A 15696-nucleotide genomic window follows, 5' to 3' on the forward strand; every position below is an offset into this window, starting at 1 on the left:
GTCCTTTCAGCGAGAGGCACGGCGGAGATCGCCGACGAGACGGTTGTGGATGTGCTCGATCAGGCGGTAGAGGTCCGGGCAGTACACGGACGGGTTGAGGAAGCCCGTGCCGGGCCGGTAGCGGTGCGGGTAGAGGCCCGCGCCGCACACCCTGCCGAACCGGCACGCGCGGCAGGTGTCGCTCAACGCGTCGGCGCCCAGTTGCCTGGCCACTATGCCCGGGTGTTCGAGCGCCGCGTCGAACGGATGGTCCACGACGTTCAGGCCGGTGGTGGGCGCGCCGTGCCGCACCACCTTCAAGGAGTCGGTCTGCTCGATCGTGCCGTCGGTCTCGATGACCACCAGAGTGGACGGCGTCAGCCCGACCGCCTCACTGGCCGACGCGCCGCCCAGCATCAGATTGACGATCTCCTGGAAGAGCCGGACGACCGTTTCACCGCTGCGCCCGTACCAGTGGTCGAAAACGGCGATCAGCCAGTCGCCATAGGGAGTGTTCTCCGGGTTCGGCGATCGATACGGCGGCGGCGATTCCCAGGTGCCGTGCGGCAGCAGGAAATCGACCATCGGCGGCGCGAATTGCAGTAACGCGTCATATGTTTCGACAGGGTCGTTCGCGAGGTCCACCGTGCACAACAGACCGGCGTACTGAGACCGAAACTCCGGGCCGCGTAACAGGGCGAGTGCGTCGGCTACGGCATCGAAACTGCTGCGGCCGTCCGCATACCGGCGATTGCGGTCGTTGGCCCTTCTGCCGCCGTCGAGGCTGACACCCACCTGCACGTCGAGCTCGCGGAACGTCCGCAGGGCGGCCTCGTCCAGCAGCACCGCGTTGGTCTGCACGATCGCGTCGACGCGCAGCTCGTCGCCTGCCGCCGCACGCACCGTCTCGACGACCTTGCGCAGGTAGGCGTGGCCGGCGAGCAGCGGTTCGCCGCCGTGCAGGATGAGCCGGACCGACCGCGTGCCGTGGGCCGCGGCGTGCTCGGCGATACGCCCGGCGGCGGCCGTGACCAGGTCGGGGTCCATGATCATGGGTTTCGAGCGCCAGCTCTGGTCGGCGAGCGTATAGACGTAGCAGTAGTCGCAGGCGAGATTGCAGCGGCTGTGAACCTTGAGCAGGAATTGCCGGAAGGGGCGAGGACGCCAGCCGTCCTTCAGCATTTCGGCCACGTCGAGAGTGTCGGGCCACTCTCTCGCTGGATCCTTCCCCTGGTACGTCAATCCTGTAACACCCCGCACCGCCGGAAATATCCGAGTGATTGACGATGCTAGCCGAGACACCATGCGATGTGGAGGACTGTTTCGCTACCCCTGCAAATCGCGCATTTCCGGTTGCGGCCGCGGCAGCGATGTCTAGGTGAGAAGCGTGTAGTCCTCCAGCGTCGGCGGCCAGAGGGCGTCGTCGCCCGCCATGGCCTCCGGCTCGTACGTGTGCAACTCCAGCGTGAGGTCGTCGGCGCACCAGTAGGCCGCCTCGCGGTGCGCGTCGCGGCCCTCGCACCACAGCCTGCGCTCCCGGTGGATGACGTACACGAAGTAGGCGTACGACTCGACGTCGCGGTGGGCGACGCGGGCGGTCTCCAGCGCTTCGTGCACCTCGTACACCACGCCGGTGCGGCCGTCGAGGAAGAGGTACCAGCTGTCCAGCCCGTCGAGCATGAACAGCGCGCCGAGGTCGTCCGGCAGGCCCGCGCAGGCGCGCAGGTCGTCCACGGTGCCGGACCAGAACTCGGTCAGGGGCTCGACGAAGCGGCGATGCTCGCCCGTCCAGCCGGGCTGGTTGAGGCCGTCCACGCTCAGGCCGACCTCGGTCAGGAAACGGCGGGTGGGCGCATGCGCGATCGCGGGGTGGATCTCGTCGTCGCGCGGCCGGTCGACGCCCTCCGGGCCGTACAGGTCCTCCAGCAGCTCGCGCGTGACCCCGGCCGGAGGGCGGCGGAGCGGAAGCGGGGTGACGGCGCCGGGTCCGCCCGCCAGGCGCTCGTGATGGGCCAGGTGGTTGCTGACGTACACCGGAGGGGACAGCTCGGCCGAGACCGGCCAGCCGCGCATGACGGCGGCCAGCTCCCCGTGCGCCGCCGCGGGCGGGACGACGGCCTCGGCCAGGAAGGGCAGGCCGATGGCGTACGCGGGCAGCCGCGGCTCGGCCAGGGGCAGCCGGGCCGCGGCCTCCGCCACACCCCGGGCGGCGGCCTCCGGGTCGTCGCGGTGCCGGCCGCAGTGCAGCAACCGCCACGTGTACAGGCCGATCGGGCCGAAGGCGAGGGCCAGCGTGCCGGCGGCGGCGCGGGCGTCCGGTGACAGGGCGTCCAGCCAGGCACGCGCCACCCGCACGTCCATCGGCAGGTCTGGACCCGGATCGGCGCCCTCGGCGCGGGCGGCGAGCGCGGCGAGCCCCGGCGAGGGGTAGACCTGGCCGGCGGTGAACGGCGACCGCGCCACCCGCTCGGCGTCGTACCAGGCGGTGAAGGCGGCCCGGTCGGTGGCCCGCGGGTCGTCCAGATCCAGCACGAACGCCGGCGGGCCGAGACCTTCCGCGGCGTCCGGGTGGCTGAGCTCCACGAGCAGGCGGACGTGCGGGTTGACGGCCAGGGGAAGGACGAGCTCGGCGAACGCGCGCTCGGGGTCGTTGCTCCGATGGGCGTCGGCCACGGTGACGAGCACGGGCCGGTCGAGAGCGGCCAGGCCGGCGTCGCCGAGCTTGAACTGCCCGGCCAGCTCGCCCACGGCGTCGTCCACGTCCATGCCGCGCAGGCAGATCGCCGCCTCGGCGGGGCCCGGGTAGCCCGACCAGTCCCAGACGCCGGAGTAGCTGAACCAGGACAGCAGCCGGGTCTTGCCGGCGGCGGGCGAGCCGGTGACCACGCAGATCCGCGGCCCGTAGGGGTCCTCCCGCCAGCGCAGCAGGGCGTCCGCGGCGGGGCCGCGACCGGCGGTGGGCTCGTCGCGGATGCCGCGCCCTGGGCGCTTCTCCACCCAGGCGGGCACGGCGGCCAGGTAATCGGGGACGGCGGGCCGGCCACCCAGGAGCCCCCGGGCGAACGTCGCGATGGCCGCGTGGAACTCGGGCATCGCCGCCGCGGTCTCGGCCCAGCCTTCCCGTATGCCGGTCACGCAGGGCTCGTCCTTGTGCCGGGCCAGGAGCATGCGGTCGCCGTCGTGGTCGTCGGCCAGCTCGCTCAGGTGCTCGAAGAACGTGTCCTGGATCCTCCGCAGCTTGCCGGCGTGCTCACGCAGCCGCTGCGCTTCGGGGTGCTCGCCGAGCTCGGCCAGCACCCCGTCGAAGTGGGAGATCCGCACGTCCGGCCAGGGCAGGCCGACGACCTGGAACGCGGTGAAGAGGTGAGAGGGGAGGTCGCGCGGTGCTTCCATGGTGGCGACGAGTCTAGGCCAGGCCCGCGACGCCACCTCGGCGCGCGGTATCCGCCGCGGCTTCCAGGTCGGGACCGGGATGTCCGAGGCTCGCTGGAAACCAGGTCAGTCGACGCACATCGCCTCGTGGGTGGACTGGAAGACCCATGTGCCGCCACCCGGAGAGGTGTAGATGCCGAAGTTCTGATAGGTCCCAGGGGTGCAGTCGTGGCCGACCGCGAGGACTGCCTGCCGGGCCCGCCGTTCGGCCGCCGCCATCCCTTCCGCGTAGGTGTTGCCCGCCCCCACGGCCGTGGCGCTGCGGGGAGTGTCATAGCCGTCGGCGTGCGCGGCCACGGGCATGGTCGCCAGGCCGGCCGCCACCGCTGAGACGAGGCCGAATCGGCGGAGCAAAGTGATTGTTCGCATGCTTCTCCTTGCAAGGGGCGGGCATTTGTTCGAGCGATACGAAGTCATTCGATTGGTCTTCGAATTGTTGGCAGATCTACAAGCATGCATACTGTGATCGCTGCCAGGACCACTGTCAACGGTTGTGGCACAAGGCAGGAACGTTGCTCGGCGAGATTCTGCGGCGCTGTGCTGCACTTCTGAGATTGTCGGTTGGATCTGTGCGCACTGGCATTGATGAAAGTTTCAGCGACCGCCAGGAACGCACCCCTGACAAATTCTCCAGTTACTCGAGCACGTCCCCGATCGAGGGCGAGGTTCTGGATGGCGGCCGTGCCGTACTGGGCGGCGTCGTCGGTGGTGACGCCGGACAGTCCGGTCACGCGTTCGGCGATGTGGGGAGGCGCTGGAGACGCGTAGTTGCTTGCAGGAGCAGCCTCAGTGCTGGACGTTGTGCCGGGTCATCGCCTCGGCCAGCCGGTAGGTGCAGCGATTTCCCGGCGGGCGCGGGTCGGGTACGGCGGCTAACCTGCTTCAACCTTCGTCGGGGAAGACCAATTCATCGCGCGTCGCCACAAGTTCGGCGGGAGGCGGCTTGATGCCGATCGCGTCGCCCCAGCCGGAGAACCGCACATCGGCGGTCTCAAGTATGCGGTCTTTGACATTCCAGGGGGAGTCGGGTTCGTCATAGCGCGTCTGGCACCTACGTACGAGCTGATCCGCAGGCCCTCCATCAGAGGTGTCTTCAATTCTCCACCGTCGCGAATCGCAAAGATGTGAACTCGCGACCGTCCGTTTCTAGGCCGCCGCGCACCACTTCGACGGCCTGCCGGGAGCCTGCTAGACCCGACACCCACTCACCGACGATCGGAGTCCCTGGCTCGGACTGGCGAGATCAGCCGAGCGTGAACGTCCTGGCGCGGATGCGGCGCCGGCTGGGAGGGTGGACCTCATGATGGAGACCTTGCGGGACGCTGAGCGCCGGCTCCAGGCCGCGCAGCTCGCTGGAGATGTCGAGGCGCTGGATCGGCTGCTGGATGATCGGCTGATCTTCACCTTCGGGGCGAATATTGCGACCAAGGCGGACGACCTGGAGCTGCACCGCACTCGGACACAGGTGATGACGAAGGTGGCCGAGGAGGAGCTGACGGTGCTCGCCGATGGGCGCACTGGGGTGACGTGGTTCCTCGGCACCGTCGAAGGGACTGTCTCCGGTGCGCCGTTCGCGGCCAGGATGCGCTACACCCGTACGTGGCTGTACGACGAGACGCACGGCTGGCGAATCATCGCCGTGCACGCCGGCACGACCGATTGACATGGCCGACACGTTGTCCGGCGACCGGCCAGCTGGATGGTCGCCGGCGGCGATCGCGTAGAGCTGCGCCAGCGTGAGCACGTCGAACAGCGTGGCGATCGGGATGGAGGCCAGGGGCACTGCGCGCGGCACGTCGCTGAGCAGGCCGAGCTGGTCGTTCCCCAGAACCTCGCCCAGGCCCGAGGCGCGACGTCTCGTTCAGCGCGGTCGGGGATCACTTCGAGGGTGCTCACTTCTACCGCCTGGCGCACCATATGTGGCTCATATGTGGACGTTGCGATACTGCCCGGATGCGTGTGCTCCTGGTCGAAGACGAGCAGCCCCTCGCCGGATACATCCAGGCGGGGCTGCGTAAGCACGGGTTCACCGTGGACGTGGCCCTGGACGGCCGGAGCGCGCTGGACAAGTGCGAGCTGACCCCGTACGAGGTGGTGGTCCTGGACCGGGATCTGCCGCTCGTGCACGGCGATCAGGTGTGCCGCGCGCTCGTGCAGCGGGGTGAGTCGCGGGTGCTGATGCTGACCGCCTCCGACGCGGTGGAGGATCGGGTGGGCGGGCTGATGCTGGGCGCGGATGACTATCTGGGCAAGCCGTTCGCGTTCTCCGAACTGGTGGCGCGGGTGCACGCGCTGGTGCGGCGCAGCGCGCCGGCTCGCCCGCCGGTGCTGCGGGCCGGTGGCGTGGTGCTGGATCCGGCCCGGCGCAGCGCCGAGCGGGACGGGCGGTTGCTGCGGCTGACGCCGAAGGAGTTCGGGGTGCTGGAGCGGCTGCTGGCCGCCGGTGGGGACGTGGTCAGCGCGGAGAGGCTGCTGGAGAAGGTGTGGGACGAGCACGCCGACCCGTTCACCAACGCGGTCCGGATCACGGTGGGGACGCTGCGCCGCAAGCTCGGCGACCCGCCGCTGATCGAGACCGTCATCGGCGCCGGCTATCGGATCGGCGGCTGACGGGTGCTCCGGCTGAGGATGGTCCCGCTGAGAGCGGTCCGGTTGAGGGCAGTCCGGCTGACGGCCCGGGTCCGGCTCGCGCTGCTGCAGACCGGCCTCGTGCTGGCCGCCGGGGCCGCGCTGAGCGGCCTGACCTACCTGCTGATGAAGCGGCGCCCCGCGCTCGTCACCCACCTGGACCCGGACGGTCCCGACCCGCAGGGCACCCTCCAGCTGCTGCCGCGGCCGCAGGACCTGCGCGAGCTCGCCGACCAGGTCCAGGCCGACACCCTGTCCGCGCTGCTGCCCCAGGCCGGGCTGGCACTCGCCGTGGTGACCGTCCTGGCCGCCGTGCTGGCCTGGCTGGTGGCCGGCCGGGTGCTGCGCCCGATCCGCGCGATCTCCTCGGCCGCCCGGCGGCTGTCGGCCGAGAACCTCACCGAACGCGTCCCGGTCACCGCCCCCGCCGACGAGCTGTCGGCGCTGGCCGGCACGGTCAACGACATGCTGGACCGCATCCAGCACGGCATCGCCGAACGCGACCGCATCCTGGACAGCCAGCGGCTGTTCACCGCCAACGCCGCCCACGAGCTGCGTACGCCGCTGACCACCGCCCGCACGGCGATCGACGTCACCCTGGACGACCACCCCAGCCAGGACGAGCTGCTCACCATGGCCGGCGACGTGCGCGACGCCGTCGTCCACATGCAGCGCGTCCTGGACGGGCTGCTGCTGCTGGCCCGCAGCCAGGCAGGACCCGGCGCACACGAGGGGGCTGACCTGGCCGTCCTCGCGGACGCCGCCCTCGACGCCGCCGCCGCACGGGCGGAAACCGCCGGTGTGGCCATCCGCTCGCGGCTGCGGCCCGCACCGGTCACCGGTGAGCCCGTCCTGCTGGAACGCATGATCGGCAACCTGGTCGACAACGCCATCCGCTACAACCACGCCGGCGGGCACCTGACCTTCGACACCGGTGCGGCGGAGGGGCGCGTCGTGCTGCGGATCTCCAACACCGGTGCCCAGCTCGTGCCCGAGGAGGCGCAGACGCTGCTGGAACCGTTCGTGCGAGGGCAGGGCGCCCGCGTCCGCACCGACGGCCTGGGGCTGGGGCTGTCCATCGTGCGTGCGGTCACCCTCGCCCACCAGGGACGCATCTCGGTCACCGCGCGCACCACGGGCGGCCTCGACGTCACCGTCGATCTCCCGCAGAGATCATCGCCCGGTGGGACAGGTCACCGGGACGAGCACGGACATGAACGCGGGCCCGCGGGGGGCGGGAGCCGCACCGCGCTGTCGGCACAGGCGAAGTCGCCAGGATTGTTCGAAGCGGCAGGACCACGCCGTCCACGGCGGCGTCACCCCGCAGACACATGAGCGCGCGCGAACAGGCTGCTGGGCGGCCGTCCCTGTTGTTCCCCGGAAGGGAGCGCTGCCCGGGGCGCCGGGCTGACGAGCCGGTCGGCGGTGTGCGCACACGAGCTTGAGGGTTCCGCGGGCGCATGTACGAGCGGGTTGTCCTGCTGTGAACTTTGTTCGGATGGCGTGCATCGAATGACCCGTGGTTCCGATTGATGGGGTGATGCATGGCGACGGCACTGCTGGACGGTGATCCGCAGCGGCTGGGGCCGTACTGGCTGGCGGGGCGGCTGGGCGCGGGCGGTCAGGGTGTGGTCTACGAGGCCTACACCGAGGACGCCCGCCGCGTAGCGATCAAGGTCCTGCACAGCGATCAGGCCGCCCAGCTGGGCAGGGAGGCGACGGCCGCGCAGCGGGTGGCCTCGTTCTGCACCGCCAGAGTGCTCGACGCGCAGTTGGAGGGGTCCCGCCCGTACATCGTCAGCGAGTACGTCGAAGGGCCGAGCCTGCGCCAGGTCGTGGCCGGTGGCCGCCGGTTCGCGGGCGGCGACCTGCACCGGCTGGCCACCGCCATCGCCACCGCCCTGACCGCCGTCCACGACGCCGGGGTGATCCACCGCGACCTCAAACCGGACAACGTGCTGCTCGGGCCGGACGGCCCCCGGGTGATCGACTTCGGCATCTCCCGGACGGCGGAGATGTCGCTCACCGAAACCGGGCTGGTGTCGGGCACGCCCACGTACATGGCGCCGGAGGTGTTCACCGGGCAGCGGGCGGGCGCGCCGGCGGACGTGTTCGCCTGGGGCGGCATCATCATGTTCGCGGCCACCGGCGCCGACTTCTTCCAGGCCGAGAGCCTGGGCGGGGTCATGCATCGCGTGTTGTCGGCCAGCCCCGACTTCGGCGTGCTGCCGCCGTCGCTGCAGCCGCTGGTGGCCGCCGCGCTGGCCAAGGATCCGCTCGACCGGCCGGCTTCCCGCGAGCTGCTGCTCGCCCTGGTCAGCGGCGGCGGGCGGCTGGACACCGCCACGTTGCTCGCCGAGGGCGGCCGCGAGGCCACCGGGATCGCCGTGCCCGCCGCCGATCCCGCGCTGGGCGCGCTGGCGGAGGAGGCGTACGCGATGCTCGGGCCGGCCGAGCGGGAGCTGGCCGCCGAGGTGTTCCTGCGGCTGGTCACCGTGGACGAGCGGGGCGAGTTGATCGGACGGCGGGCGGGCCGGGACGAGCTGCTGCAGGGAAGAACGCAGCCCGATGCGGCGGCGATCCGCCGGATCCTGGAGGTGTTCGGCTACCTCCTGACCGGTGAGGGTGATGAGATCCGGCTGGCCAGACCCGCGCTGGCGCGCGCCTGGCCCCGGTACCGGCGCTGGATCGACGGCAACCGCGACGGGCTGGCGGTGCACCGGGAGATCCTCACGGCGGCGCGCCGGTGGGAGGCGGCCGGTCGGCGCGACGGCGACCTGTTCCGTGGCAGCAGTCTGGAGGGCGCCCTGCGATGGGCGGCGAACGCGCGGCGCAACATCACGCTGGCCCCGGTGGAGCAGAGTTTTCTGCAGGCGAGCGCGGATCTGGCCAGGCGCGGCGCCAAGCGGGCCCGGCTGGTGTCGCTCAGCCTCGGCGGACTGCTGGTGATCTCGCTGGTGGCCGGCGGGCTGGCCGTGCAGCAGGGCGCGGTCGCCGATCGGCGCGCCGAGGAGGTCACCGCGGCGCTGCGCAGGTCGGAGGCGACCCGGCTGGCCGGGCTCGCCCAGCAGACCCGCCTCACCGATCCGATGCTGGCGATGAGGCTGAGCGTGGCGGCGTGGAGCCTGGACCGCACGCCGCAAACCAGGGCGGCGCTGACGACGGCGCTCGCCGGTCGCGAGGCGGCGACGTTCACCGACCGGATGAGCGCCGGCGACACGCTCCGTGCTCTCGGCGCCGACGGGCGTCGCCTGGCCGGCGTCAGCCAGGACGCCGCGCAGGTGTGGGACGTGCGTACCGGCAAGCGGACCGGCCGGATCGCGCGGCTCGGGCTGGCAGCGGACCGGGTGGCCGCGGTGGCGCCGGCGCCCTCGGGCCGCATGCTCGCCGTCCTGACGGACAAGCGGGTCCGGGCCTGGGACCTGGCCAGCGGGAAGGCCATCGGCACCTGGACCTTCGATCGCCCGCTCGACCTCGTCAACGGCTGGGCGGACATCGTCCATGTGGACGACCGGACGGTGACCTTCCAGGCGTCCGGCAAGAAGCAGCAGTGGAACCCGAGGACCGGCGAGCACACCCGGCTCTCCGTAGCCGGAACGGTGGCGAGCGCGGACGGTGCCTGGCTGGCGACCCCGCAGGAGAAGTCGGTTCGGTTGACCAACGCCGGGGACACGTCCGTCGTGGACATCGGCGTCCAGGACGGTGCCGGCTCCCAGGGAACCTGGAACGGCGGCGCGGTGACGGTCAGCGGCGACGGGAAACTGCTCGCCTCCGTCACCGGCACCGAGGTCCAGTTCTGGCGGATGGCCGACGCCCAGCTCCTCACCACGGCGCCGCTGCTGGGCAGCACGAACACCGACGGCGAGCGGCCCCAAGGGGCTTTCGACGGCCGGACGTTCCGCTACCTGCTGGAGGACCGGGTCTTCTCCGTCGATGTCTCCGACCTCTCCGCCGCCCCCGCGTCCGCCTCGATCGGCCTCGGCAGGCTGGCCCCGGGCGGGCAGGTCGCGGTGATCCAGACCGGCGACCGGCCCCGGCTGCGCGACGTGCGCAGCGGCAGGACCGCGGGCGCGCTGCCCGCGATGGAGGAGGCGTACTTCACCGAGGACGGGCGGCTGCTGGCCGCGGTGGACCAGGGCACGGTGAAGATCTTGAACGTCGCCTCGCGGGCCGTTCTGGGCGAGATCGTCCCTGGCCAGGGACAGCCGGAGATCAGCGTGGTGCGCTTCAGCCCTGACGGCAGCCGACTCGCGCTCGTCCTGCGCGGCTCGGACGAGGGACGTGGTGACACCGTTCAGACATGGGACTGGAAGGCCGGGCGGAGGCTCTGGAACGCGGCGCTGCCCGAGACGAACGACGTGGCCTTCTCTCCCGACGGCAGCCGGCTGGCCGTCGCCGGAGCCGGCCAGCGGCTGCTCGACGCCGCCACCGGCCGGCCCGTGACCGGGCCCTTCGGCTCCGGTGGCAGGGACACCGCCGGCATCCGGATCTTCTTCGTCCACCGGGGGGACCGGGTGGTGGTCCTGGACTCCCGAGGCCGCCTGACGTTGTGGAACACCTTGGGCCATCGTCAGGGGCCGGTCGTCCGCGACGACTCCGACCAGCTGTCGGTCGCCGCCTACTCCCCTCGTGACGACATCGTCGCGGTCGGCGCGACGGACGGCAGAGTCCGGCTGTTCGACCCGGTCACCGGAACGAGCCTCGGCACGCTGCGTGACTCGGGAGGAGGGCAGGACCCGGAGACGGGGCAGCTCCAGTCGATCGCCTTCACCGCCGACGGCGCCGGCGTCGTCACCCTCGATCTGAACGGGAAGGTGCACACGCACGTCATCGGACCTGCCGGCGTCGTCCAGGCGATCTGCCGGCGGGCGGGTGGCTCTCTCACCGGCGCTGAATGGCGGGCCTACATCCCTGGGCTCGCATACCGCGAAAGCTGCCGCTGAGCAGGAGCGGCGTCTGCTTCGAGAGTCCCGCGCGAGCGCGGCGCTGGTAGTGGCGTGCCGCGCATCAGGGTGTCGGCACCTCGGCGCCGGGGCAGCCCCGGTCGATGCGGCCGGTGGTGAAGTAGGTGACCACGTCGGCGGCGCATGCGCGCAGCGCCGAGGAGTGCGCGTCGTCGTCGATGGTGTAGATCTTGCCGCCGATCTCGGCCTGCATCCGCGCGGCGTACTCGTAAGGGGACATGAACTCGTACCGGTGCGCGGCCAGGACCAGCGAACCGTCGCCGCGGCGCAGCCGGGTGGTCCGGACCGGCAGCGGCCAGCCGGCACAGCCGGCGCCGAAGAAGGAGGCGCGGCCGGTGACGGGGTTGTCCTTGAGCAGTCGCTGGTAGGAGGCCCAGGCGGCGGGGAAGCTGAGCCGGCTGTGGTCCTCGTTGCACTTGACCGCGCGGTTCATCGTCATGTTGACCCATTCCGTCGCGCCGGGGACGGGTGCGGGCTGCTGGGCGCCGAAGAGTTGCTTGACGGCGGGTGGCGCGGTGGTGCCGGTCGCGTTCCGCAGTTCGGCGAGGGCCCTGCCCGCCTGCGGCCACTCGCGTGAGGTCCTGGCGGCCAGGGCGGCGATCGAGCCACCGTCGATGGGCGTTCTCAGGTCGGTGAAGGTCTTGGGGCTCCGGTCGCGGTCGCGGCCCAGTTTCAGGACGGTGGCGCGGACCTGCCGCGCGGTGGTGCCCAGGCCGAAGGTCCGGTGGTGGCGGGCGAGCCAGGCGGCGAAGCGCGGGAAGTTGCGCTCGGTGGCGCGTACGCGTGCCTCCTCGTGTGCGGCGAGGCTGTCTCCGGGGGAGGCGGGGCTGTCGAGCAGAACGCGGCCGGTCCGGGCGGGGAAGAGACTGCGGTAGACCGCGCCGAGCCAGGTGCCGTAGGACACGCCGAGCAGGTTGAGCCTCGGCTCGTCCAACGCGGTTCGCACCAGGTCGAGGTCACGGGCCACGTTCACGGTGGTGAGCTGCCCGAGAAAGGCCGGGTCGGTACGCCCGCAGGCCCGGTTGCCGGCGGCCTCGGCGTCGTAGCTCCGCTTGGCGGCGGCCTTCGTCAGCGGCCCGGCGCTGCCGGCGAGTTGCCCGGAGCCCGCGCAGTCGACCTTGGTGCTGTAGTTCACTCCGCGGGGGTCGAAGCCGATGAGGTCGAACCGCTCGTTCAGCCGCGCGCTGTCGGTGTTGCTCAGCGTGACCCTGAGCGGATCCAGATATCCGGGCTGGCCGGGCCCGCCCGGCGCCACAGCGAGCGCGCCGAGCCGGTGCTCCTGGTCCGTGGCGGCCAGCCGGGTGACCGCGATGGTGATCTTCCGGCCGGCCGGGTCACTGTGGTCAAGGGGGACGCTCACCGTCCCGCACTCCAGACGCTCCCGCAGAGCACGGAACGCCGCGGTCTTCTCCTGGGGATAGCCCATGGCGGCGATCGCCGCATCGGAGTAGGACGGGCAGGCCGTCCACTCGACGGCCGGATCGGCCTGGTCGGCGACGGCGGCGCCGGGCACGGCGGCGCTCATCAGCGCACAGCTCAGCACGCCGAGACGGATCCTGGTCCAACGTTTCACGACAACGGTTCTTTCCTGGCCGGGACGGATGAGAAGGTTCACCAGGCCACCAGCGGCAGGCGTGGCCGCCGGAAGGCTCTGGTCATCAGCTGGGGCAGAGCACGGCTTCGGCGGCCTTGACGGCCGCGTCACCGACGGCCATCGCCTTCTCGTTATCGATCTTCAAGGTGACGGCCATGGCGAGCTGGATGCGGCCGTCGGCCGAGGAGAAGGTGGTGGAGCTGATCCCCGGCAGGCCGCCGGAGGCCGAGGAGACCGTGCCGCCGCACAGGTTGGGGAAGGGCCGCGGCAGCTGCCGCTCCAGCTCCGCGGGCACCAGCTTGCCCTGGCTGAGCGCGCGGTAGAAGGCGCTGACGTCGTGCGCCGTGGAGATCACGGCGCCGGGGGTGACATTGAGCCGGTCGACGTCGCGTGGCCGGCCCTTGGCGTCGGGGTAGTAGCCGTGGCCGTGCGGGCCCTTGATGATGTGCTTGGAGGGCTTGGTGGCCAGGTAGGTGTGCTTCATGCCGAGCGGGGCGAACAGGCGCCGCTGGAACTCGCCGGCCAGATCGCGGCCGGTCACCCTCTCGATGATCATTTCCAGGAGGACGTAGTTGGTGGTGGAGTAACGGTACTGCCCCGGGTCCCCCTGCCGGGGGACGGTCCGTGCGGCCTTGACCAGGTCGATCGGCTTGTGGACAGTGGTGAAGTCGAAGACGTCGAACTTCCCGCTCTCGTCGAAGTCGGGGATGCCCGAGGTGTGCCGGAGCAACTGCTGCACGGTGATCTCATCGGCCCGATCCACGTAGTCGTGCTCGGCCATCTCCGGCAGCAGGCTGCTGAGCTTGTCATCCACCTTCAGCTTGCCTTCCCCGACCAGCTGCAGGATCATCGTGGCCTCCATGAGCTTGGTCTGCGACGCGATCCGGTAACGCGAGTCCGAGGGGATACGCCCGCCCCTGCCGCCGAGCAGGCGCGAACCGGCCGTTCCCCGGTCCACCCGCTTGCCGTCGACGAACATCTCGCCGATGGCCCCCACCACGCCGTCGGTCTTGGCCAAGGTGGTGATCGCCTGCTGGACGTCTCCCAGCTCGGCCTGCTCGGCGGCCGCGAGTGCCGGGGCCTCGAACGACAGCACCGCGCATGCCAGCCCGGCCATGACCAGTGTTCTTCCACGCCTCATCGATGTGATCCTCTCGCTACGGAACTTCGAGGGTGACCACATCTACCGACCGGCACCTATCGACGGCCGATCGGCGGACCATATCTCTTCCATATGCCGGCGTCGCCATATTGATCCCTGCTCGAACGGGCGCTCATTCGATGGAGGAGATGTCTCATGCGACGACGGGTATCCAGCGCGCTGGTCACGGCACCGTTCGCGCTCACCCTGCTCCTGACCGGCTGCGGTTCCGGTGAGGGGGGAGGGGCTGACGTGGCCTCGGTGTCCGGCGGTGCCGGCGACAAGGCCGTGGCAAGCGCTCAGCCGAGCGCGGACTCGCAGGACAAGGCGCTCAAGTTCGCCCAGTGCATGCGCGAGAACGGCATCGACATGCCGGACCCCGACTCCAGCGGCAAGATGGCGATGACGTTCGACGCGCCGCAGGAGAAGGTCCAGGCCGCCGAGGAGGCGTGCCGGCAGTACGCCCCCAGCGGCGGGCAGCAGATCCGCGACGACCCTCAGATGGCCGAGAACCTGCGCAAGCTCGCCCGGTGCATGCGCGACAACGGCGTCGAGGCCTACCCCGACCCCGAGGGCAGCATGATGCGCATCACCAAGGAGGCCGGTGAGGACCCGGACTTGAAGGCCGCCGAGGAGAAGTGCCAGCAGCAGGCGGCTGACGCCGGCCCGGGTGATTCTTGATGCGCATGCCCGCCATCGACGGCGAGGCGGAGCCGGAGGCCACGCCTTCCGCGGCGACGCCGCCGCCGCGGAAACCAGCTCGGCCGCCGGCCACTACGACGGTGTCCAGGCAGACGTTGAACGACACCAGGGACGCCGACGGCGAGCTCTGTTACGGCCCGGTGACCTCGGCCCTGGCCCGGCAGGCTGGCACGACTACCTGGCTGTCCCGCAGCGGCGACGGTGACGCGGGGCAGGTCGCTGTACCGGGTGGACAACAAGCAGGTCATGCTCATGTACGGAAGGTCGGCGTGGAGGGCAAGGATGTCGAGAAACTGCGAGGTCGAGTTGGGCCGGGTGGTCTTCGCGCCCGGCAAGGTGCGGGTGGAGAGCCTGGAGACCGAGGAGAGCCAGGCGGCTCAGCGCGGTCAGAAGGTGCAGACGTACACGGGCACGACCAAGGTGATCATGGTGCGGTTGGGAGGCCGTACACAGTCCGCGCGCAAGGGCGACAATGAGATCCGAGATCGGCGAAATCGACGGTTGAGCCCTCTCGCCAATAACGCAAGATTGATGTGATCGCACTGCGGATTATGGAGCAGGCTCGCGAACCGCACTCTGCATTGAGCTGATCAATTTGATTGGAGTGAGTAATTGCTGTGGACGGCGCTTAACCATTTCGTGTCAAGTCTGCGTCCGGTGATCCGACCCGCCAACTCCAGAGCGGAGGTGACGCTGACCTCGATGGTCACTGGGTTCTCGGTCGCATCGTCATCTGGGTCATCCAGTTGGAAGGCTAGATCCTCCATGAGTGCGTCGAGGGAGTGCGGGTCTGTACCTCCTCGCGCATCAGGCCAGTTGATGGCGAAGCAGGTGACGAGGATCCCGTCGACCGCCCAGTCCAGGCGGTAGTTGTCGTAGCCGCATTTGATGCTGAGCGCTCGTGTGCCGCGTGACACTCTCGTCAAGAAGGATAGTGGGGAGGTTGGAAGATTGAAAAGCAGGGCCTGTGTCCAGTCCTTTGTCGAGCCAGCCCACATGGCAGGCCCTTTCTGCGCTTCAGGCCGCTTTAGGTTGTCGATGTCGCACCGGAACGCACTAGATGGATCACCCCCTAAACGCCGACACAGCTCGTTGGCGCCTATTCCCTCCGCCCATATCAGATGGAAGCCGGAGTATTCTTCGCTGTCGAAGCCGAACGCGACTAGCAGGTCGTACAGATCGGTGGGGTGGGGCACGAGGAGGCCTCCTGGAGGGGTGAAGCAGGTGTCCTGTCATGCTATCGGGCACCTGCTCCG

The 15696-nt window shown here is 70.5% G+C and carries 13 protein-coding genes; 6 read left to right on the forward strand and 7 right to left on the reverse strand.

Going from position 1 to position 15696, the window contains the following annotated elements:
• Nucleotides 1-6: 6 nt before the first annotated feature.
• The 4 genes from FXF51_RS41105 to FXF51_RS41120 all read right to left on the reverse strand — a co-directional run bounded on the left by FXF51_RS41105 (nt 7) and on the right by FXF51_RS41120 (nt 4142).
• Nucleotides 7-1161, reverse strand: a complete 1155-nt coding sequence (locus tag FXF51_RS41105) for an FxsB family cyclophane-forming radical SAM/SPASM peptide maturase (protein WP_222871691.1) — start codon at nt 1159-1161, stop codon at nt 7-9.
• 192 nt (nt 1162-1353) lie between these two features.
• The gene (locus tag FXF51_RS41110) at nt 1354-3372 is read right to left on the reverse strand and encodes an SUKH-4 family immunity protein (protein WP_148440179.1); all 2019 of its coding nucleotides are present in this window, start codon (nt 3370-3372) and stop codon (nt 1354-1356) included.
• Between the two features lie 105 nt (nt 3373-3477).
• On the reverse strand, nt 3478-3780 hold the full coding sequence (locus tag FXF51_RS41115) for a hypothetical protein (RefSeq protein WP_148440180.1): 303 nt from the start codon (nt 3778-3780) through the stop codon (nt 3478-3480).
• 44 nt (nt 3781-3824) lie between these two features.
• A complete protein-coding gene (locus FXF51_RS41120; protein ID WP_148440181.1) occupies nt 3825-4142 on the reverse strand; it encodes a hypothetical protein in 318 nt (105 codons plus the stop codon).
• A 569-nt stretch (nt 4143-4711) separates the two neighbouring features.
• Here FXF51_RS41120 and FXF51_RS41125 point away from each other — a divergent pair.
• The 4 genes from FXF51_RS41125 (at nt 4712) to FXF51_RS41140 (ending at nt 10982) form a co-directional block, all read left to right on the forward strand.
• On the forward strand, nt 4712-5074 hold the full coding sequence (locus FXF51_RS41125; protein WP_262380154.1) for a nuclear transport factor 2 family protein: 363 nt from the start codon (nt 4712-4714) through the stop codon (nt 5072-5074).
• A gap of 290 nt (nt 5075-5364) precedes the next feature.
• Complete coding sequence (locus tag FXF51_RS41130) at nt 5365-6021, forward strand: response regulator transcription factor (protein ID WP_148440182.1); 657 nt, start codon at nt 5365-5367, stop codon at nt 6019-6021.
• 42 nt (nt 6022-6063) lie between these two features.
• A complete protein-coding gene (locus FXF51_RS41135) occupies nt 6064-7374 on the forward strand; it encodes a sensor histidine kinase (RefSeq protein ID WP_222871681.1) in 1311 nt (436 codons plus the stop codon).
• 209 nt (nt 7375-7583) lie between these two features.
• Nucleotides 7584-10982: a WD40 repeat domain-containing serine/threonine-protein kinase gene (locus FXF51_RS41140; RefSeq protein WP_148440184.1), complete on the forward strand. Its 3399-nt coding sequence runs from the start codon at nt 7584-7586 to the stop codon at nt 10980-10982.
• Nucleotides 10983-11046: 64 nt separating this feature from the next.
• Here FXF51_RS41140 and FXF51_RS41145 read toward each other — a convergent pair whose 3' ends face one another.
• Together FXF51_RS41145 and FXF51_RS41150 are read right to left on the reverse strand one after the other, a co-directional pair.
• Nucleotides 11047-12576, reverse strand: coding sequence for an alpha/beta fold hydrolase (locus tag FXF51_RS41145; RefSeq protein WP_148440185.1), 1530 nt, complete (start codon nt 12574-12576; stop codon nt 11047-11049).
• Between the two features lie 85 nt (nt 12577-12661).
• Nucleotides 12662-13738, reverse strand: coding sequence for a serine hydrolase domain-containing protein (locus FXF51_RS41150; RefSeq protein ID WP_187414851.1), 1077 nt, complete (start codon nt 13736-13738; stop codon nt 12662-12664).
• A 156-nt stretch (nt 13739-13894) separates the two neighbouring features.
• Here FXF51_RS41150 and FXF51_RS41155 point away from each other — a divergent pair, with 156 nt between their 5' ends.
• Both FXF51_RS41155 and FXF51_RS41160 read left to right on the forward strand, forming a co-directional pair.
• Complete coding sequence (locus FXF51_RS41155; RefSeq protein ID WP_148440187.1) at nt 13895-14419, forward strand: hypothetical protein; 525 nt, start codon at nt 13895-13897, stop codon at nt 14417-14419.
• 249 nt (nt 14420-14668) lie between these two features.
• On the forward strand, nt 14669-14977 hold the full coding sequence (locus tag FXF51_RS41160) for a hypothetical protein (protein ID WP_148440188.1): 309 nt from the start codon (nt 14669-14671) through the stop codon (nt 14975-14977).
• Between the two features lie 53 nt (nt 14978-15030).
• Here the strand turns inward: FXF51_RS41160 and FXF51_RS41165 are convergent, their stop codons facing one another.
• Nucleotides 15031-15636: a DUF6461 domain-containing protein gene (locus FXF51_RS41165; RefSeq protein WP_148440189.1), complete on the reverse strand. Its 606-nt coding sequence runs from the start codon at nt 15634-15636 to the stop codon at nt 15031-15033.
• Nucleotides 15637-15696 lie beyond the last annotated feature (60 nt).

Source organism: Nonomuraea sp. PA05, assembly GCF_008086045.1.
Taxonomy (GTDB): domain Bacteria; phylum Actinomycetota; class Actinomycetes; order Streptosporangiales; family Streptosporangiaceae; genus Nonomuraea; species Nonomuraea monospora.